Annotated in this window: 16 protein-coding genes and 1 tRNA gene; 5 read left to right on the forward strand and 12 right to left on the reverse strand. The window is 32.9% G+C overall.

The window, feature by feature from the left end:
• Position 1: 1 nt before the first annotated feature.
• Both JC605_RS02345 and JC605_RS02350 read right to left on the reverse strand, forming a co-directional pair.
• On the reverse strand, positions 2–1,678 hold the full coding sequence (locus JC605_RS02345; RefSeq protein ID WP_198854697.1) for a peptide MFS transporter: 1,677 nt from the start codon (positions 1,676–1,678) through the stop codon (positions 2–4).
• A 35-nt stretch (positions 1,679–1,713) separates the two neighbouring features.
• The gene (locus tag JC605_RS02350) at positions 1,714–3,885 is read right to left on the reverse strand and encodes a S9 family peptidase (RefSeq protein ID WP_198854698.1); all 2,172 of its coding nucleotides are present in this window, start codon (positions 3,883–3,885) and stop codon (positions 1,714–1,716) included.
• Between the two features lie 180 nt (positions 3,886–4,065).
• On the opposite strand from JC605_RS02350, the gene JC605_RS02355 reads away from it, so the two are divergent.
• Both JC605_RS02355 and JC605_RS02360 read left to right on the forward strand, forming a co-directional pair.
• Positions 4,066–5,379: a hydroxymethylglutaryl-CoA reductase, degradative gene (locus JC605_RS02355; protein ID WP_198854699.1), complete on the forward strand. Its 1,314-nt coding sequence runs from the start codon at positions 4,066–4,068 to the stop codon at positions 5,377–5,379.
• Between the two features lie 95 nt (positions 5,380–5,474).
• Positions 5,475–6,383, forward strand: a complete 909-nt coding sequence (locus JC605_RS02360; RefSeq protein WP_198854700.1) for a GYDIA family GHMP kinase — start codon at positions 5,475–5,477, stop codon at positions 6,381–6,383.
• 31 nt (positions 6,384–6,414) lie between these two features.
• On the opposite strand, the gene JC605_RS02365 is transcribed toward JC605_RS02360, so the two are convergent.
• The 8 genes from JC605_RS02365 to JC605_RS02400 form a co-directional block, all read right to left on the reverse strand.
• Complete coding sequence (locus JC605_RS02365; RefSeq protein WP_233074012.1) at positions 6,415–6,861, reverse strand: hypothetical protein; 447 nt, start codon at positions 6,859–6,861, stop codon at positions 6,415–6,417.
• 369 nt (positions 6,862–7,230) lie between these two features.
• Positions 7,231–7,581 (reverse strand): hypothetical protein, encoded by a 351-nt coding sequence (locus JC605_RS02370; RefSeq protein ID WP_345157061.1) that lies wholly within the window; start codon positions 7,579–7,581, stop codon positions 7,231–7,233.
• A gap of 360 nt (positions 7,582–7,941) precedes the next feature.
• Positions 7,942–10,041, reverse strand: coding sequence for a peptidylprolyl isomerase (locus JC605_RS02375; protein ID WP_198854702.1), 2,100 nt, complete (start codon positions 10,039–10,041; stop codon positions 7,942–7,944).
• Positions 10,042–10,148: 107 nt separating this feature from the next.
• Complete coding sequence (locus JC605_RS02380; RefSeq protein ID WP_198854703.1) at positions 10,149–11,405, reverse strand: hemolysin family protein; 1,257 nt, start codon at positions 11,403–11,405, stop codon at positions 10,149–10,151.
• Positions 11,406–11,408: 3 nt separating this feature from the next.
• On the reverse strand, positions 11,409–11,603 hold the full coding sequence (locus JC605_RS02385; RefSeq protein ID WP_198854704.1) for a hypothetical protein: 195 nt from the start codon (positions 11,601–11,603) through the stop codon (positions 11,409–11,411).
• Positions 11,604–11,607: 4 nt separating this feature from the next.
• On the reverse strand, positions 11,608–12,165 hold the full coding sequence (gene lptC, locus JC605_RS02390) for an LPS export ABC transporter periplasmic protein LptC (protein WP_198854705.1): 558 nt from the start codon (positions 12,163–12,165) through the stop codon (positions 11,608–11,610).
• Positions 12,166–12,216: 51 nt separating this feature from the next.
• Entirely contained in the window at positions 12,217–13,446 is a 1,230-nt protein-coding gene (locus tag JC605_RS02395; RefSeq protein WP_198854706.1) for a hypothetical protein, read from the reverse strand.
• Positions 13,439–14,173 carry a type III pantothenate kinase gene (locus JC605_RS02400; RefSeq protein ID WP_198854707.1) on the reverse strand — a complete coding sequence of 245 codons (735 nt, stop codon included), beginning with the start codon at positions 14,171–14,173 and terminating at the stop codon, positions 13,439–13,441. Before JC605_RS02400 ends, JC605_RS02395 begins: the two co-directional genes overlap by 8 nt.
• A 99-nt stretch (positions 14,174–14,272) precedes the next feature.
• Between JC605_RS02400 and JC605_RS02405 the strand changes: the two genes are divergently transcribed.
• The 3 genes from JC605_RS02405 (at position 14,273) to JC605_RS02415 (ending at position 16,508) form a co-directional block, all read left to right on the forward strand.
• Positions 14,273–14,345, forward strand: a tRNA-Phe gene (locus tag JC605_RS02405).
• A 419-nt stretch (positions 14,346–14,764) separates the two neighbouring features.
• Positions 14,765–16,258, forward strand: a complete 1,494-nt coding sequence (locus tag JC605_RS02410; RefSeq protein ID WP_198854708.1) for an MFS transporter — start codon at positions 14,765–14,767, stop codon at positions 16,256–16,258.
• A gap of 13 nt (positions 16,259–16,271) precedes the next feature.
• On the forward strand, positions 16,272–16,508 hold the full coding sequence (locus JC605_RS02415) for a DUF6814 family protein (RefSeq protein ID WP_198854709.1): 237 nt from the start codon (positions 16,272–16,274) through the stop codon (positions 16,506–16,508).
• 152 nt (positions 16,509–16,660) lie between these two features.
• Here the strand turns inward: JC605_RS02415 and JC605_RS02420 are convergent, their stop codons facing one another.
• Together JC605_RS02420 and JC605_RS02425 are read right to left on the reverse strand one after the other, a co-directional pair.
• Positions 16,661–19,537: an alpha-amylase family glycosyl hydrolase gene (locus tag JC605_RS02420; RefSeq protein WP_198854710.1), complete on the reverse strand. Its 2,877-nt coding sequence runs from the start codon at positions 19,535–19,537 to the stop codon at positions 16,661–16,663.
• A 203-nt stretch (positions 19,538–19,740) separates the two neighbouring features.
• Complete coding sequence (locus JC605_RS02425; protein ID WP_198854711.1) at positions 19,741–21,036, reverse strand: HlyD family secretion protein; 1,296 nt, start codon at positions 21,034–21,036, stop codon at positions 19,741–19,743.
• Positions 21,037–21,055 lie beyond the last annotated feature (19 nt).

Below are 21,055 nucleotides of genomic sequence, written 5' to 3' on the forward strand. Positions count from 1 at the left end.
TTTATCTAACACCGTGCATTAATTTCTTCAATAGTGGCGTTAAAGCAAATAATAAAATTGCAGCAATACCTGTCAAAACAACAAAAACCATAAAGAACTCATATAAGTTATGGATTTCAAATCCTGCAAAAATTGGATTTTGAGCACTAATTTGATGATGATCCAATAAAGCTATTTGATCTGCTGAAAGCGTTATTTTTTTATCTAAAACCGCTTGTAAATCAATCCCTAATTCTTTTGCTTTTGCAAATTTATCACCTGTTGCAGGCAAAATAGAACCTAAAGTTCCTCCTAATGCATATCCAGATGCATTTGATAAAAAGAATACCCCATATAATAATGACGCAAAACGTTTTGGAGATAATTTACCTACCAATGATAAACCAATTGGAGATAAGCATAATTCTGCACATGTGTTTAAGAAATATAATAAGATAAGCCATTTTACTAATAAAAGTCCAGAAGTTCCGATATAAGAAACCTGAGTAGCGATCATTAAGAAACTCATAGAAATTATTACTAATCCTGCAGCAAGTTTTACTGGAGAAATCGGTTCTTTGCCTCTAGCTCTTAAAGTATCCCAAAGAATACTAAATGGAACTGCTAAAAACACAACAAACATTCCGTTAAAAATTTGAACCATCGATGGCGGCATTGCCCAGCCAAAGAAATGTCTGTCTGTTTGGTTATCAGCAATGAAAGTCAAAGATGAACCAGCTTGTTCAAATGCTGCCCAAAAGAAAATAATAAAAAACGAAACGATATAAATTACAATAATTCTATCTCTTTCAATCTTAGTTAAAGAAGTATCAGAAATAATTAATCCTGCTAATGCCAAACCACTTGAATAAATCAGAGTATAAATCAAATTCTGACCTACAACATAATGAAAAAAGAATCCTAAAGCGATAAAAGCAATTCCTGCTCCTATTAAAGCTTTTGTAGAAAAGTTTGCTGTTTGCGCTTCTCCTTCTTCAAAATCTGAAGCATCATTTTTAGAAGGAAGTCCTCCTAATGGCTTTCCTTCTGGAGAAACTACATATTTATTCTTTAAGAAGTAAAATAAAATTGTTCCTAATAACATTGCAACAGAAGCCGCCATGAATCCCCATCTAAAAGCATGAATATCTCTAATTCCGCCCGCATCTTTAACATCTCCCAATAAAGGACAGATTGACTGGCCTAAAAAAGCTCCGATGTTAATACCCATATAGAAAATAGTAAACGCACTATCTAATTTTGTTTTTTCTTGTTTTGGATACAAACTTCCAACCATACTAGAAATATTTGGCTTAAAGAATCCGTTACCAAAAACAATTACACCTAATGCAGAATACATAACGATTTTTGCTAAGTCTAAATTAGACTCAAAAATGCTTCCACTAGTAAACAAAAGCATTTGCCCAATCGCCATCAATAACCCTCCTAATAAGATACAGTTTCTGTTCCCTAAATAACGATCGGCAACAAAACCACCTAGCATTGGCGTTAAATAACAAAGTCCAAGGAAACCTCCGTAAATTAAAGATGCTTCTTCTTCCTTCATCAATAATGAATTTACAAGAAATAAAGTCAATAAAGCTCGCATTCCATAAAAATTGAATCTCTCCCACATCTCCGTTCCAAACAATACCCAAAGCCCTTTTGGATGCGCAGTTTTTACTTGTGTTTCTCCCATATTATTCACTATTTTAATTAGGTTATATATTTAGATTATAGATTTTCTTTGATGAAATTGGTCATTTTTGTGTAAAGCTGAATTCTAGTATTTCCACCATAAATACCGTGGTCTTTATCTGGATAAATTTGAGAATCAAATTGTTTATTTGCCTGAATTAAAGCTTCCATCATTTGCATCGTATTTTGAACATGAACGTTGTCATCTCCAGAACCATGAATCAACAAGAACTTCCCTTTCAATTTACTAACGTGATTAATTGGAGAGTTTTGATCGTATCCGCTTGCATTTTCCTGTGGAGTCTGCATGTATCTTTCTGTGTAAACGCTATCATAAAAACGCCAGTTTGTAACTGGAGCAACTGCAATTGCCATTTTAAACACATCATTTCCTTGGAAAATACAGTTAGATGCCATAAATCCACCATAACTCCATCCGAAAATTCCAATTCTTGAAGCATCCACATACGGATAAGCACCAATTACTTTTGCAGCATCAATTTGATCTTCAACTTCATATTTTCCTAATTCCTTTTGAGTCACTTTTTTGAAATCAGCTCCTTTATAACCTGTACCTCTTCCGTCAACACAAGCAACGATATAACCTTGCTGCGTTAATGAAAGAAACCAATAATCATTAGAATTGTTCCATTGATTATTTACCTGCTGAGATCCTGGACCAGAATATTGGAACATGAAAACAGGATATTTTTTTGAAGGATCAAAATCTTTTGGCTTTAAAATCCAAGCATTCAATTCGTTTCCTTTTGCCGTTTTTAAAACAAAATATTCTTTTGAAGGAAGATCATAGGCTTTTAATTTATCAGCAAGAGCTTGATTGTTTTCGATAACCTGAATTTCTTTTCCTGTTTTAGCCTCGTTAAGAGTATAAGTTGTAGGCTGTGTATTACTTGAGAAAGTATTAATAAAGTATTGGAAATTTGGACTAAAAGTCGCTTTACTTGTTCCTACTTTAGAAGACAAACGCACTTTGTTTTTTCCATCTAAACCAATTCTGTAAAGATCTCTGTTAATTGAACCATTTTCTGTAGATTGGTAGAAAATAGTTTTTGTTTTCTCGTCGAAACCGTAGTATGAAACCACTTCCCAGTTTCCTTTTGTAACTTGATTTTTAAGTTTTCCGTTTTTATCATACACATAAATATGATTAAAACCGTCCTTTTCGCTAGTCCAGATAAAACTATTGTCTTTTAAGAAAGTTAAATTATCTGTAATATCTACGTAAGCTTTATCTTTTTCATTTAAAACTACTTTTGGAGTAGCTGTATTGCCGTCAATAAACAATAAATCTAAATTATCTTGGTGACGGTTTAAAACTTGCGCAGAAAGCACATTTGCATCATTTGTCCACTGCATTCTTGCAATGTAGAAATCATTGTAATTTCCTAAATCTACTTTCTTTGAAGTATTTCCAGCAGCATCATATATATGTAATGAAACTACAGAGTTTTTTTCTCCAGCTTTAGGATATTTAAAAGTTTCGATTTTTGGATATAAATCCTTGTGAAAAATTGACATTGAGTATTCTGGAACTTGACTTTCATCAAAACGAATATAAGCTAGTTTTTTACTGTCTTTACTCCAATCAAATGCACGAACAAATGCAAATTCTTCTTCGTAAACCCAGTCAGTAATACCATTAATGACAGCATTTTTCTTTCCGTCTGTTGTTACAGCAGTAGATTTTTTTGAAGCAACATCATATATATATAAGTTGTTTTCTTTAGCGTAAGCAATTTTGGTTCCGTCAGGTGAGAATGTTGGCTCTTGAATTTGAAAATCAACAAGTTTAGTTAGAGATTTAGCTGCGATATCATAAAGGAAATAATCAGCAGTAAAAGAGTGACGGAAAATTTTAGATGAATTACAAGCAATTAAGATCTTTTTTTCAGAGGCATCAAAAGTATAGCTGTCAATTCCGTCGGCAAGTTCTTTGTAGTTTTTTGTATCAATAAGATTCGATACTTTTTTCAGCGTTGCAAAATCGTATAAATCAATCTGCATGCTTCTGCTCGCCATATCAACATTTAAAACAGTATATTGATTAGTATTTTTTAGCGATTGCAGCTCATCCATCCCTTTGGCCCGGAAAGTTCCGCTAAAAACATTTTCGACAGTTATTTTTTGCTGCCCAAAAACAACCGCAGTCAAAAATAAAAGTACTGCAGTAAATTTACTTGTATTCATTAGAATTATTTTAAATATAAAAAGAGCCCAATTTTAGTAAAAAAAATAAACATAATACACATTTTAAGTGTTAAATGTTAAAAAAAATAACGATTGCGTACTTTCATGTCTGAAATAGATTGCAATCAAAACTCTTAAAATAGTATCTTTGCCGCAACAATATTATTTAATACATTGAGAATGAACAACGCTGTTGCCGGATTTTCTAAATTATCCAAAAAAGAAAAAATTAACTGGATTGCAAATGAATATTTTTCGAATCCTGAAGAGGCACAAAATATTATAAGAAATTACTGGAATTCAGACGAAAAGCTTCAGCAACTTCATGACGAATTTATCGAAAACACCATTACAAACCTTTATATACCACTTGGAGTTGCTCCTAACTTTTTGATCAACGGAAAGTACAAAACAATTCCGATGGCAATCGAAGAAAGTTCCGTTGTGGCCGCAGCCTCTAAAGCAGCAAAATACTGGTCAACTAGAGGCGGGTTTAAAGCTACGATTATCAACACAGAAAAAATTGGTCAAGTCCATTTTACTTATAACGGAGATGCAGAAAAATTAACTCAGTTTTTTGATCAAATAAAACCTAAATTCTTTTCTGAAACGCAAAGCATTACCAAAAACATGCAACAGCGTGGCGGTGGAATTTTAGATATTAAACTAAAAGACAAAAGAAGCTTATTAGAAAACTACTACCAGCTTCATGCTACTTTTGAAACCAAAGACAGTATGGGAGCCAATTTTATAAACTCCTGTTTAGAGCAATTTGCTACCACTTTAAAAGAAGAAGCTCAAAATTCTGACTTATGCCAAAATGGTGAAAACCTAGAAGTCATCATGAGCATTCTTTCTAACTACGTTCCGCATTGCCTTGTTAGAGCCGAAGTTTCTTGTGCTATCGAAGAATTAACAGAAAAACACATTACCAATCCTCAAGAATTTGCAGAACGTTTTGTTCAAGCCGTTCAAATTGCAGAAGTAGAACCTTTTAGAGCGGTGACTCATAACAAAGGCATCATGAATGGTGTTGATGCCGTTATTCTGGCAACAGGAAACGATTTTAGAGCCGTAGAAGCTGGTGTTCATGCTTATGCTGCCAGAAATGGTCAATATGCTAGTTTATCGCACGCTAAAATCGAAAACGGGATCTTTACTTTTTGGCTTGAAATTCCGCTTGCAGTTGGTACGGTTGGCGGTTTAACTTCTTTACATCCATTAGTAAAATTGTGTTTAGAAATTTTAGAAAAACCTTCAGCTCCAGAATTAATGGAAATTGTGGCTGTTGCAGGTTTAGCACAAAATTTTGCAGCATTACGCTCGTTAACTACAACCGGAATTCAAGAAGGTCATATGAAAATGCACCTTAACAACATTATCAATCAATTTGAAGCTACAGACGAAGAGCGCCATTTAATTAAAGCACACTTCAAAAAAACAGCCGTTTCTCACAGCGCTGTAGTAGAATTTATTGAGAATTTAAGAAAATAATTTAGGGCCAATCCCGCTATTCATTGCAATCTTTTGCTTTTCTAAACAAAAAAAAGCAAAAGGATTTTAATTCTATCGGGGCTAAAAAATAAAGCATGAAGAAAACATTTTACAGTAACGGAAAACTTTTTATTGCGGGAGAATATCTTGTTTTGGATGGAGCAGATGCATTTGCGTTACCAACAAAGTTTGGTCAAGATTTAGTAATTGAGGAACTAGAAAACAATCAAATCGAATGGAAAAGTTATGATCAAGATAAGCATTTATGGTTTGAAGAAACTATTTCATTTGATGAAGTTGTAAAAAGCACAGATCCGCAAATTGATACTGTAAAATCTACGCTAATCAATATTCTTCATGCAGCTTATGCATTGAACCCAAAATTTATTGAAAGCGCTAAAGGATACAAAGTAAGCACACATTTGAGTTTTCCAAAAAACTGGGGATTAGGCACTTCTTCTACTCTTATAAATAATATTGCGCAATGGACAGAAACCAATGCTTTTACGCTACTAAAAAATAGTTTCGGCGGAAGTGGTTACGACATTGCATGTGCACAAAACAACACGCCAGTTTTATACCGAATAAAAGATAATTTTGTAAAACAAGTTGAGTTTAATCCTGACTTTAAAGAGCACATTTATTTTGTTTATTTGAATAAAAAACAAAACAGTAAATCGGCTATTTTTTCATACAACAATCATAAAAATAGTCATTTGGCCGATCGCGTTGCAGAAAACAACAAAATTACAAGTGCTATTTTACACGCTAAAACATTAAACGAATTTGCTTCTGCAGTTCAGAAACACGAAATTCATTTGAGCAAAGTTTTAGAAATGCAAACCATAAAAGAAGCTGTTTTTCCTGATTTTAATGGAGTCATTAAAAGTCTAGGAGCTTGGGGCGGAGATTTTGTAATGGTAGTTTCTAAAGAAAATCCGAAAGAATATTTCACCAAAAAAGGATATAGCACCATTCTTACTTATAGTGAAATGATTTTATAGAAATAACTTTAACTATGTAATTCTAAAAAAACTAGAACTTCATTTTTTGCTGATCTCCTCTATTTTCTAAATGCCCCGATTCTAAACGACGGATTTTTTCATTTCCAAATTCATTAGATTCAATAAGGGTATTATGAAGGCGCTCTGCCATTTTTTCAATGCTGTTTGTAATAGAAACATATATTAGCTCCATACGTCGGTGTTTTTCTTCTTTCACTATCCTTAATACATCTTCTACAAAATACCTGTCGTATTTTTCTGCAACTGAATCGCGGGTATTGGTAAGTCTAATTACATAATCGTTACTTAATATGGTAACTTTAAAATGTTGCTCCTCATTACTTAAATAATACTTGCCACCCAACTCATCAACATTGATATCAGTACTGCCAACTTTTAAAAGCTCCGTAATTATTCCAAAAATGTGATTTTCTATTTTAGAATATACCTTAGGTTTTCTTTTTAAAAAACTAAACATATAAAACATTAAGTATCTTGATTATTAATATATTCACCTATCTTTTTTACAAAAACCTAAGTTTTCGTATTAAAAATCTCACAAATTAACTGTAATAATTTGAATGTTACAAACTTTTCTTTAATTATATTTCTATTAAATCAAAATAGTTATGAAAACAACAAGTATTTATTACAAAAAATTTCAATCATTGCAAGCACAAAAAAACCGAAATACTCGGTTGAATATTTCGGTTTTTATACTATTGATTACTGTTTATTAATAATTCAGTTGCAATCTATTATCTTCATTTTTTATATGATTTTCAATGCTGGTAACACTTTATTTAAATCATTGGAATTTAGGAAATGATTATAACTAAGAACGTAATTAATAACTCACCTGCTTATTTTCATCTGATTGTGTTTCGAGACGACGAATAGATTTGCTGTCTTGCTCATTTGACTCAATAAGTCTATTATGCAATCGCTCTGCCATTTTTTCGATGCTATTTGTAATAGAATCATAAACAACTTCCATTCGGCGGTGCTTCTCTTCTTTTACAGCTCTTAAAACGTCTTCTACAAAAACCTTATCGTACTTTTCAGCAACAGAGTCATGTGTGTTCGTTAGTCTAATCACATAATCGTTACTCAAAATTGTAACTTTAAAATGTTGTTCTTCGTTACTCAAATAATATTTCCCTCCCAACTCATCAACATTGATGTCGGTGCTGCTCACTTTTAAAAGCTCCGTGATGATACCATAAATATGACTTTCTATTTTGGTATATACTCTCGGCTTTTTTCGAAAAAATTTAAAAGTAAAAAACATTAAATAATTAGTTATTAAGGATATTGCTTTGGGTTTTGATTTTTTTCTTCTCTCATTTTCCAGCAAAAGCCAAAAATATGTTAAAATAAAAATTCGAGCAAATAAACTGTAATAAATTGAAAATCACAAGTTTTTTAAATTAAATTTCGATAATCCCTATATAACTTTAAGAAAATTAACACAAAGTAAAATTGTTCATTTTCACAAAAAAAAAACCCGAAACATCTAAGATGTTTCGGGTTTTTATAAGATGAAATTACTTTTTAATTAGTAATTAAATTGTAATCTGTTATCTTCAATTTTAGCATTGTTTTTCAAAGCTGGCAATACTCTACTTGCATCATTAGCGCTTTGAGCTTTTACTTTCTCTACGTAAGCAGCGTGATTAGCAATTGCAGGAGCTTTTACAGTTTTGATGTTTTTAACAACATAAACACCTGTATTTCCTTCAATTGGAGCAGAGATTTTGTTTGCAGTCAAAGCAAAAGCATTACCTACAACTTGTGGCTCTTGTCCAACTCCACCTGGAAGAACTGGGTTATCTAGAGTTACGTCTGTAGCTTGCTGAACTGCAACTCCTGCAGCTTTAGCAATAGCCTCAATGCTTGAACCTTGCATTTTAGCTTTTAATAATTCTGCTTTTTTCTTGTTTTTCAAGATTGGCTCAACATAAGGTCTTGCCATATCAACAGAAACTAGACCAGATTTGTTTTCGCCTTTATATTGTGCAATAACGTGTCCGATGTTTGCAATTTCAAAACGTTTTACGTCTCCTTTATCAGTTTCTTTATCAAAAGCCCATCTTACAATGTTACGTTGGTTACCTAATGGTCCAAACGCTTCATCCATAGCTTTTGCATTAACTGGCTGAGCAACTTTTAAACCTAATTCTTTAGCTGCAGCATTGAAATCTTTATTAGCAGCATCCATTTCAAATTTAGTTGCTAACGTAAATACTTTATCAGAAGTAGCTTCAGATGGCTCGATTTTTTGAGCAATTGTAGCTAAACGAATTCCGTCTTGTTTGTCTGTAATTTTGATAATGTGAAATCCGAAAGGAGTTTCTACTAAACCAACTTTACCAATTCCGTTGCTGAATACAAAATCATTGAAAGGTTTTACCATTTGGTTTGGCCCAAAGTATCCTAAATCACCACCTTGTTGTGCAGATGAATCATCAGAACTTGTAAAAGCTAACATCATGAAGCTATCAGGATTAGCTTGAACTTGAGCTAAGATTTCTTCAGCTTTAGCTTTAGCTTCTTCTTTAGTTCTTTTCTCTTTCGGGTTTGGAGTTTGAGATCCTTCATATCCAATTAAGATATGACTTGCTTTTGCATTAACCCCAGCTTTAAATCCTAAAGATTTAGAGATTGCATAGTATCTTCCGTAAACATATGGTCCGTAAATTGCTCCAGCTGGCAAGCTGAATAATTTGTCAGCATCAATTGCTGGCAATGCATTTTTAGGAACGTAAGTAGAATCGTAAGGAACATCAGAATTTGCATTTACAAATTCTGCAATGTTTGTTGCGTTTTTAAATCCTGGCAATGTATCGTTTTTACCTGTTTTTGCGTTGTAAACAACACTTCCAGATAATAATGCAGTCAATTTAGCTTTAATTTCAGCTTCATCTTCTTTAGAAGCTTTATCTTCAACTAAAACATACTGAATCTCACGAGTAGCATCAGCTTTGAATTTTTTCTCGTTTTTCTTCATGTAAGCTACGATCTCATCATCAGAGATTTTAACTTCACTATCTTTAATAGAAGAATAAGGAGCAGCTGCATATGCAAAACTCACTTTATTAGTTTCCATTTCATACTTTAATTTTCCTTCACTAGCAGTTGTGTAAAGTCCTGATTTGATTAAAGTATTATAGATTTGAAACTTAGCATTCAATTCAGCATCTTTCTCTTTTTGAGAAATGTATTGCGCTGCTTCTGGGTTTGTTTTAAAATAATCTTTAAACTTAGCAACATCAAACATTCCTGCTGCATTTAAGAACATTGGGTTTTTACCAATATTTGGATCTGATTTCAAAACCTCTAAAATGTGTTTTTCACCAACTCTCAATCCTAATTTATCAAATTGAGATGACAATAAAGCGATTGAAACTTCTTGATCCCAAACTCTGTTTGCAGCTTCAGTGGAAGTTATTCCTTGTCCACTTTTTTCAACATTACTAACTTTAACTCTAAAGTCTTCAAATGAAATATCTTTTCCATCGATGCTTCCTACATCTTTTGAACTTTGACCAAATGTTCCTCTTGTAAATAGATCTTGTATTATAAATGCAAATAATGCAAGTGCAATAACTCCTATCAATAAAGCGGAACGCTGTCTAATTTTTGCTAAAACTGCCATTTTATTATCGTTAATTTTATATTCAGTTTGCGAAAATACAATTATCTAGTTAATAACAATACAACTAGCGTTTTATTTTCAACATTTTTTTTCATTAATTTAAAAAATCACTCTTTAATTGTCAATTTGACTAGTTCTATTTTCTTATTTGATGCCTCTTCAATGCGAAAATGAAACTTATCTATTACAATTTTATCTCCTTTTTGTGGGATTTCTTTTGTATGATTGACTATAAAACCTCCTAAAGTTTCATAAGAATCTTCTTCTGGAATCATTAATTTATAGGTCTCATTTAAATATTCAACATCTAATCGCGTTGAAAACAAATACTTACCTTCCCCGATTTCTTCTTCAATCAATTCTTCATCTAAATCGTGCTCGTCTTCAATTTCCCCAAAAAGTTCTTCTACAATATCTTCAATTGTAACAATGCCTGAAGTTCCTCCATATTCATCTAAAACTACTGCAACATTTTTTCGTTTTTTGATCAATAAATTCAAAACATCCTTAATAAATATAGTTTCTGGAACAAATTCAACCGTCATCAAGACTGATTTTATAGTAGACGGCTTTTTAAACAAATCAAAAGAATGGACGTATCCAACAATGTCATCGAGTGAATTTTGACTTATGATGATTTTAGAATAGCCTGTTTCTATAAATAAAGCTTTAAGATCGTCAACACTATCGAACAAATCTATATCTACAATTTCTGTTCGAGGCGTCATAATCTCTCTCGCCTTAACAGCAGAAAATTCTAAAGCATTTTGGAAGATTTGAATTTCAGAATCTACTTCTTCGTCTTCTTCAACTGTGCTCATTTGCTCTGTTATGTAATTTCCAAGTTCAATTCTGCTAAACAAATGAATTTGACTTCCTTCTGTTTTAAAAAACTTACTTAGCACAAAATCGGCAATCCAGATAAAGAAAGTAGAAATATAGTAAAATAATCTGTAGAACAGATAAGCTGGAAGAGCCAGAATTTTAATTAAAGAATTGGCATAAATTTGAAAAAAAACTTTCGGGAAAAATTCTGAAGTCAGCAAGACTATAAATGCCGCAAGAAGTGTTTGAATAAGAATATTCCACCAATCAGAAAAAACAAAGCCAAAATAAGTCATCCAATTTAAAATCAGATCACCCATAAAAAAACCGTAAATCACCAAAGCTACATTATTGCCAATTAACATGGCGGCAATAAATTTGGACGGATTTTCGGTTAGCTTTGTTAAGATTCGAGACAAGAAATCGTCTTGTTTCTTTTCTATTTCGAGATAAATTTTGTTGGCGGATGTAAAAGCTATTTCCATCCCAGAAAAAAAGGCGGCTAGTATTAAACAGATTATTATAATACTAATTTCCATTTTTTATTGCTTTTTATTTCGATCATTATACTTATTAAGAAATCTTCTCCTAAAGAAAAACATAAAAACAGCCATTCCTGCAATTACGAAATAAAAAGGATAACTCTCATCTCCTTCATTAAGTTTTACGATACCATCATAAGTAAAGAAAACTGCAAAAAGGATGTAAACGTATTGTGTATATTTTAAATAACCCATAATATTATAATTCTTCGTTGGATTCAATTTCGCCCGTTACACGCTGCGAATTGATCACTTTAAAATCTTTGCTAAAATCTATTCCCTGACCATGAGAAACTCCTTTTTTATCGGTCAATTTAAATTTTCTCTCTGTATAAAACCATTCGTTTTTTTGATCGAAATATAACTGTTCTGTTTCTAAAATCTGCCCAGCTTCTGAAGTAATCTTTACTTTTCCTATCAAATCAATAATCCCAGTGTTTTTATATGAAACCGCATAGTTACCTTTTATAAAGGTTCGTTTTTGTCTTTTATCATATAAAGTAACATCGATTCCTTTAGGAAATTCTGTAAACGGAAAATCAAGATTTGAATAATCTAACATTTTCGGACTTATCAAAACACCAGTAATACGTCCGGAATCTGTGTATTTAATATTTACAGTATCTGCATCGCTGGCAGGGACAAATTCTGAGAAGTTAATTTTCTGAACTTCTTTAAAATTACTTTCGCATCCAAAAAACATTGTCACAGCAATAACTGTGACAACTATTAGACTATATCTTTTTGGTAAATTCATTTGCCAAATGTAGTAAATTGTAATGAGCTTCTAAAAGATAATATATTTTGTTTATTGGTATTTACTCTTCACAAACCATTTATCATTGAAAGAGAAACTCACACTAAAATTAACATAATTTTCTTGAACTAAATCTGCTGCCGTTGTACCACGTTTACCAAATTCAATTCCGAAATTCACATTTGAGAAAGATCCTGGAATCGGAACTCCTGCTCCTAATGTCATACCAACATCTTTAATTGATTCATTATTAACAATTAAACCAATTTTTTCATATTTCAAACCAGCTCTATAAGTAATTCTGCTCATATAACTAGTGAAAGAAGCGTAATTTGGAAGGTAATATCCTCCAATTGCATATTTAGAATAGCTTTCGTATCTTACATTACTTGCAGAATTATAATAATTTGCTAACTGTCCGTCTCCTTGAAACGTCATGTTTGCTCCTACAAGCCATTTTCTAGCTTCACCAACACCCAAACCAATACTCAATTTGTTTGGAAGTTTTAATTTTGTTGTTTCTGTTGGAATTACATAAGGATCTGAATCGCCTTGAACTGAAATAACTCTTGTATTATCTGAATTCAGGTTACTAGCAAAAGAATAACTCAAACTAGAAAACACACTCGTCTTTTTGTTGATTTTTTTCTGATACATTGTTCCAAAACTAAATCCAACACCTGAAAGTTCTGAAGTATTAACCTCTGCCGTTCCGTTTTGAACACCAGTAATTGCTTCTATACTAGTAGTTGTAATTTTACCAAAATTATATTGCGCATCTACCCCAACGTTCCAACCACGCATTATTTTGTATGATAAACCGAAATATACTTTATTGACACCACCTTTTCCGTCAAGCTGAGAACTTGTTGCTCCTTCTGTTGCCGAATTATCTTCACGAATTTTGTAACCTACTGAACTGACAGGAATCAAACCAAATGAAGCACCAAATTTTCCCATCGGAATTCCTAATGCCAAATAATCAAAAGTAGAGCGTTGTGCTTTTTCTGATTGCGAAGTCGTTTTTAAATTAGAAGTCGCATATGTTCCTCCAACTGTAAAAGTTGTCTGAATTAAACTGGCATAACTTGCCGGATTATCTAAATTTAAGTGAATCGTGTCTTGCTCTACTGCAACTCCAGCCATAGATCTGTTTTCAAGTGTTCCCTTGAATCTCACATCTCCTATCCCGAAAAAAGAATAAGGTGACGCAGTACCTTGTTGAGCGAATGAAACGAACGATATAAGCAAACAAGCGCTTAGTATTACTTTTTTAATCATTGTCGATTTTATATTGATATGTTTGGCTCAAACTCTCCAGAAGGAAATTTGAATTGGCAAATATGGTATTTTTTAATCGTTTAGCCAAAAAATCTGCATCGCCTCCCGTTAAAATTATGATAAAATTTGAAAACTCTTTGCGATATTCATCGATAAAACCGTCAATCTCATAGACGAAACCGTTGACAACACCAGAATGAATGGCTTGTGCCGTCGAGTTTCCTACATAAGAATCGGGTTCTTCTAAAGTAAGTAACGGCAGTCTGGCCGTAAAATTATGCAGTGATTCATATCTCAAACGAAGCCCTGGAGAAATGGCTCCTCCCAAATAATTATCATTTTCGTCGATAAAATCGTAGGTAATGCATGTTCCAGCATCTATAACCAAACGATTTTGTTTTGGAAATTGCAGTGTCGCTCCTGCTGCCAAAATCATTCGGTCTATACCCAAAGTTTTTGGTGTTGCATATTTATTATGAAAAGGAAAAACATCTTCGTGAGTGAAAAAATGAACTTTCAGCCTATTTTCAAAAGTTAAAAAGGACTTTTTTTCGATATTTCCGACAGAAGCAACAACCAAATCGGAGCATTTTGGATATTTTTCTAAAATATTTTCAATTTTTTTTTCAATTTCATTTTTATCAAAAACAAAATTTCCTAGAGAAGTATTATCCTCAAATACAGATGCTTTAATTCTGGTATTGCCAACATCGATCGTTAAAATCATATTTCCTTTTTTGCTTTTGCGAAGATACGAATAGATTTTTTCTAAAAAATGTTTTGCACAAACCAAAAATGATTATATATTTGCACCCGCAACAAGCACGGTACCTTAGCTCAGATGGTAGAGCAATGGACTGAAAATCCATGTGTCCCTGGTTCGATCCCTGGAGGTACCACAAAACCCACTCAACCGAGTGGGTTTTTTGTTTTTTATACTTTTCTGTTTTTTTAATCACAATCCCTATAGTCATGGATGATGTCATTAAGTTAATTTTTTTGTATTAATTTTTTGAATAGCCTCCAGCTTTAGCTGGAGGTATTTAACAAACGAACGATAAGGCTTTAGCCAAATCATGCGTTTTCGGCTAAAGCCATTCCGATTTCTTTTTATTCAAACTCCAGCTAAAGCTGGAGCCAATTCAAAAAAACTTTGCGAACCTTTGCGGTTTTTCTTTGCGTCTTTGCGGTTAAACTCAAAAGTCAACAAATTAATAGTTTTTGTTAAAAAAGTATTGACTGAATAAAAAATAATCTTCTATATTCGTAAAACTGTATTTTTATATTTGATTTATTAACAAGATCTCAAAGCAGTTTTATGAGCAAAACTTCTACTAAGGGCATTTGGAAAGTAATTTCGGCCTCTTCTATGGGCACCATGATCGAATGGTATGACTTTTACATTTTTGGCAGTTTGGCTGTCGTTATTTCAACAAAATTTTTCCCAAGTGACAATCCAACCGCTGCGTTTTTATCTACTTTGGCCACATTTGCTGCCGGATTTGTAGTTCGCCCATTTGGAGCTTTATTCTTTGGAAGACTTGGTGATATCATTGGACGTAAATATACTTTTATGGCTACCTTATTATTAATGGGTGGTTCCACTTTCTTAATTGGATGCATTCCGAGTTATGAAACAATTGGCTTTTTAGCTCCTTTGTTGGTTTTGATTTTACGCTTACTTCAAGGACTTGCTCTTGGAGGAGAATATGGAGGAGCAGCCACATATGTTGCAGAACATGCGCCACCAGGAGAAAAAGGATATTGGACTTCTTGGATTCAGACAACTGCTACTGTTGGTTTATTTATTTCTCTAATGGTTATTCTAGCAACCAAAAGCGCGCTTTCTGCAGAAAATTTTGACTTATGGGGATGGCGTGTTCCTTTTTGGGTTTCAATCGCTATGGTTGGAGTTTCCTACTTAATTCGAAAAAACATGGATGAATCTCCTGTTTTCGCGAAAGCTAAAAAAGAAGGAACAACAAGTACAAATCCGTTAAAGGAAAGCTTTGGAAATAGGTACAATTTAAAGTTTGTTCTTTTGGCTTTGTTCGGAGCCACAATGGGACAAGGTGTTGTTTGGTACACGGGGCAATTCTACGCTATGAGCTTTATGAAAACAGTAATGAATGTTGATTCATCGCAAGTAGACGAATTATTGGGAATTGCCCTTTTAATTGGAACGCCGTTTTTTATTGTTTTTGGATGGTTAAGCGATAAAGTGGGCCGCAAATATATTATGATGTTTGGAATGTTGCTCGCTATTTTATCTTACAGATCTATTTATACAGCAATGTATAACACAACAGATATCAGTCAAAAAACAGAAATTGTAGAAAATCCTAGAGAAACGACTGAAAAGAAAGCTGATGGGAGTTCTGTTACAATAAGTCAAAAAAAATACACTGACGGCACAACCTTGATCGAGAAAAAAACGTACATGGATAAAAAAGATGTACAAACAAATATTTCAATCCAAATAACTTCAAGTGATAAATGGGCTTTAATTTTTCTGGTTTTTATTCAGGTACTTTTCGTAACAATGGTTTATGGTCCAATTGCAGCATTTTTAGTTGAGATGTTTCCAACCAAAATTAGATACACCTCTATGTCACTGCCTTATCATGTAGGAAATGGAATTTTTGGCGGATTGCTTCCCGCTATTTCTACTTATTTTGTATCACACGCCAAAACAGCAGGCAAAACCGATTATTATTTGGACGGATTATGGTATCCGATAATTATTGCTGGAATCTGCTTTGTTATTGGAATGATTTATATTGACAACAAAAACAAAATTACTCACCTTTAAAATTTATTAAAAAATGAATGCGATTAAACAGGTTTTAGGGGCGTTATGGATTGCTTTGGCTGCAGCTGCCGCCTATTTTTGCGTGTTTGAATTTGGTTTGCCAAAACTTCTTTCAGATCAACAAGACGATTTGGTATTTGGTGTAATTATTTTATTTATACTAACTCCGCTTATCGTAATGGGATTAGGAACATTTGGATATTACTCTTTGATTGGAGAATACAACGAACCTAAAAGAAAAAACAAATAAAACAATCATAGTTAAATCATAAAATTAGTGTCTGATAATTAGACAACCCCAAAAAGACATTAAAATATTAAAATAAGACATTTATAGCAAAAAACTACTCAAAAAAAAAGGCTGTCCATTTCTAGACAGCCCTTTTTCATTACTAACCAAACCTAATTTTTAATAAATTTCACAACGCGAACTTTATTATTCTCGTCAAACGTTTTTACAAGATATAAACCAGAAGTTAAACCACTAACTGAGAATTGATAATCTGCATTTCCGTTTGTATTGAATATTTTTACTAATTGTCCTGTAATAGAATAGATATCTACTTTTGAAGTTGCAAAACCTAAAGTAAAATAATCGGAAACAGGATTTGGATACAGGTTGACCTGATTTCCTTTTTCAAAATCTTCTATTGCCAAATTTGCTTGTTTATTACCATAAATTCTATATTCTCCTGGAGCTAGACTAATTGGAGTATTTACATTGGTAACATTTATCGTTGAATTATCCATTAAGTTATACCAAGCCCCAGTGTATTGAAATGCTGGAATCATATTTTGTACAGTTGTTTCAAAATTTGCCAAAATCACAACATCTTTAAGCTGAGTTGAAGCCAAGCTGCTGTTTGTAATTTTGATATTTACTGTCAAAGTAGTTGTATTTGCCATTGTTGCTGTCCCTAAAAACACAGGCTCTGTCTTTTTAAGCGTGATCATTTTAGCCCAATCATTGTATATTTTATTTCGATTTGAATCGCCAAGCCAATTTTCTGTCCATTGTGGCTGTGGTTTTGTATCTAATTTACAATCTCCAGGAGTTGTTGTTGTTTCATCATTTACCGTTCCGTTATTACAGCTAAAAATAGAATCATCCATTCCTAATTCTCCAAAATGCCAAATCATTTTAGGCCCAGGAATTAATAAAGAAACTGCTCCAATTGCAGACATTCTAGATAAGGCTGTATTTAATGTTTTTACATTATAACTTCCGTTTGAAGCTCCATACTGTACATTTTTATACATCAAACGTTCTTCATCGTGACTTTCAGCATAACCCATTAAACGATTGGCAGTAAATCCACGGCTTGTGCTATTCATTCTATAAATGTTGCTTTCAGACGCATATCCCATTGACAATTGATTGTATTCTTTTGTCATTTTCCCCCACATCATCACCCCTTTACTTGGTGTTTCGCTAACACGATAATTTGCCCATTGCTGTTCTTCGGCATCAGTTCCTAAGTGTTCGAAAATAGTATAATGTGTCGGGTCTAAACTCCACGAATAATCGGCATATTTTTTCAAAACATCTACTCTATCTTGCTGATAGCTATTTGTACAACTTTCGTTTGAAGCTGTACATGCTTGCGTAAATCCTTTTGTCAAATCCCAACGGAAACCATCAATTTTATATTCTTCAATCCATTGTTTAATAACACGATTTACATAGTATTGTGTTTTTAATGATTGGTGATTAAAATCTTCACCAACACTATAAGTATGTTTTGCTACTGTATTAAAATATGGATTTTCTGTTGTAGGTGACCCGAAACCATCTCCATCAGGATCATTCATCCACATTCTTACCATAGGATTTCTTCCAAAAGCGTGATTTAATGCAACATCCAGAATTACTGCAATTCCGTTTTGGTGGCACAGATCAATAAATTCTTTTAATTTATCCGAAGTTCCATAAAACTTATCTAAAGCCATATGAAATGAAGTATTATAACCCCAACTTTCATTGCCTTCAAATTCCATTACTGGCATTAATTCAATAGCATTGATTTTTAGATTTTTAAAATAATCTATTTTATCAATTAAACTTTGATAGCTTCTTGATGCATCAAAATCGCGAACCAAAACTTCATAAACGACTAATTTTTCTTTTTGAGGTTTATCAAAATTAGTCACCTTCCAATTGTAAGGGGTTTGCCCTGTTTTTAAAACTGTAACTTCAAAATTTTGCCCTGCAGGATAAACTGGCATATTTGGATATTTTGATGCAGGAATTGAAGAATCATCATAAGGTGATAAAACTAAGGTTGAATACGGATCTGCTGTTTTTACCATTGATGGTGAATTTGCAATTGGAGTTGTATCTACAACCCAATATTGGTACGTATTATTTACACCTGAGACCAAACCTGTTAATTCTAGCCAAAATTTACCCGAAGAAGGATCTTTTTTCATAGCATAAGCCGACGTTGGCTGCCAGTTATTGAAACTTCCAGCAACATAAACAAAATCTTTAAGAGGTGCGTCTAATACTAAAGTTGCTTTTGTGGCATCTGAAGCGTTATAATTAATTCCATCAACTAAGCCTGTCGGCATAGCTTGAGAAACAGTATTTGGATTTACAACTACTGCAAATTTCTTTGAGATTGTAGCTGTACCTTGAGTTGCAATTAGCTCATAGCTTTGATTGCTTGTAATATTGGTATGCGTATACGAATAGCTTGAAGTACTGGCATTTGTATTTATGGTTACTCCATTAGCTTTTAAAGTATAACTGCCTGCTCCACCAGTATTTGTTGCAGCAATATTAAAACTTGAACCTGACGAAACAATTGAAGTGCTATTTTCGGCTGGAGAAGTCAAGGTAACTTGAAAAGATCCTACGCTAACAAAAAAATCAGAACATGATGGAGCCAATTTTAATGTCTGGCTTCCATTTGCATTTCTAAATACAATTCCCATTTTTGTCGCCGCCGATTGCTGTGTAGCAGTCAACCCAAAATAAACACTCGGTGTAATGGTAATGCTCCAAGTTCCGTTTGTTTCTTTTGTCATTAGGCCAACACCGTCGTCAGCTCCCCAATTTCCTTTAACAACTTGCCAAGCATTTGCTTCGTTACCTATACCCGCATGCATATATACTTTAGTAGGACTCGTTCCCATTGTATTACATGTACCCGATGCAAATGAAGCTGTTATTTTGATCTGTTGATTAACCTGAAACACAGCTGGAGACACTGTTATCTGTTGAGCATCAGCAATAATCGACAATAAAAAGAAAATAAAAAGTAAAGTTTTTTTCATATTTAAATAATGATTAATCAAGCAAAAAATTGAGATAATTAATAAAGGTATCTTATTAAGTCGAGAACTTGGAGAAGCGCTTCTAAAATAGACTTACGACAACGTTGTAGTGTTTAAAACTTTATAATAAATCTCTGAAAATTATTATAAAAACAAAATTTAGTATGCTTCATTTTTTAAGTAAAAAAATCAGAACTCCATATTTATCTTTGAACTAATTTTCTAAATTGATAAAAAATACGTTCAATGAGGCGCATTTCATCAGTAATAATATCTGCAGATCCTGTCAATTCTTTATCAAATTTTATCTTTCTGCCATAGCTAGTTTGAAGTCCATTGGGCATGACTACTTCAATAAAATAATTTCCTTCTTTGTCTGCTATTGTCGACATAGACTGAACACGGCCTTCCAGCATTCCGTATTCTTGAAAAGGATAATTATCTAATTTTATTAGAACCTTTTGATTTTGCCTTATTTTACCTGTATTCTGCGACGGAACTTTTAGACTACTTATATATTGCCCTTGATTTTCTGGCAATACTGTCGCAAACAAGTCACCTGCTTTTATGAGCTGATTTTCTTTCCATGAATTTTGAAATTTAAAAACTCCATCATAATTGGCCTGAAATAAATAATTCTGTTTCCAGATTCGAATGCTTTTTTTTAATTCATCTAATGCTTGAAACAAAGAAGCCAAATTAGTAACGTCTGCTTTCTTTTGAGAAATTTCACTGGCTACTACTTGTTTTTTTGCTTGTTCTATTGCTTCTCTTTGTTGAGAAATGGCTGTATTTATCTGATCATAGCTTTGCTTGGCTTGCAAATTATTTGCTTTTTGAACATCTAAATCATACTTTGAAATAACTCCTTTTTCATAAAGCTGTAGCGATCTTTGATATTGAACATCGCTCAAAGAAAGCTTAACTTTTTCTAATTTTTGCTGCCCGTATAGCGATTCTAATCGGTTTTTGTTTTCTGTTTGCGAACTTTTACCTGCATTTATTTCTTCGGAATAAGGATGTAGTTTTTGGTTCAATTCGTTTTCGATATAAGCTTTATGGAATTGACTAAATGAAGATTGAATATCTCCCAGCTGTAAATTGCCCATTTCTTGAAAAGGGAAATAAAACGCTTGATAATCTAATGGAATTGAAGACACCATTTTATCTAATTTTAAAACATCTTCAAAATTGGCAGTACTTTCTAAAATTGCAAGAACATCATCTTTTTTAACCTGTGAAGAATTAGGCATGTACAATTTTACAATTCTTGAATTGACTTTTGATTCTAATCGTTCTGGCGGATAATTAGATGTTACCATTGCTTTTGCGGGTATTACATCTGGATATTTAATAAACCAGCTTCCAATAATAAATAAGAGTATCACTCCAAATACAATAGAAATACCATAACGAACAATCCATGCTGGAGGATTTGACAATACTTCCTGCACGGCCTCAGAACGCAACTCTAAATCATCTAAAACTTTTGATGCCATTTTGTTATCTTATATTAAC

Origin of the sequence: Flavobacterium sp. IB48, assembly GCF_016405855.1 — a bacterium.
GTDB lineage: Bacteria > Bacteroidota > Bacteroidia > Flavobacteriales > Flavobacteriaceae > Flavobacterium > Flavobacterium ginsengisoli.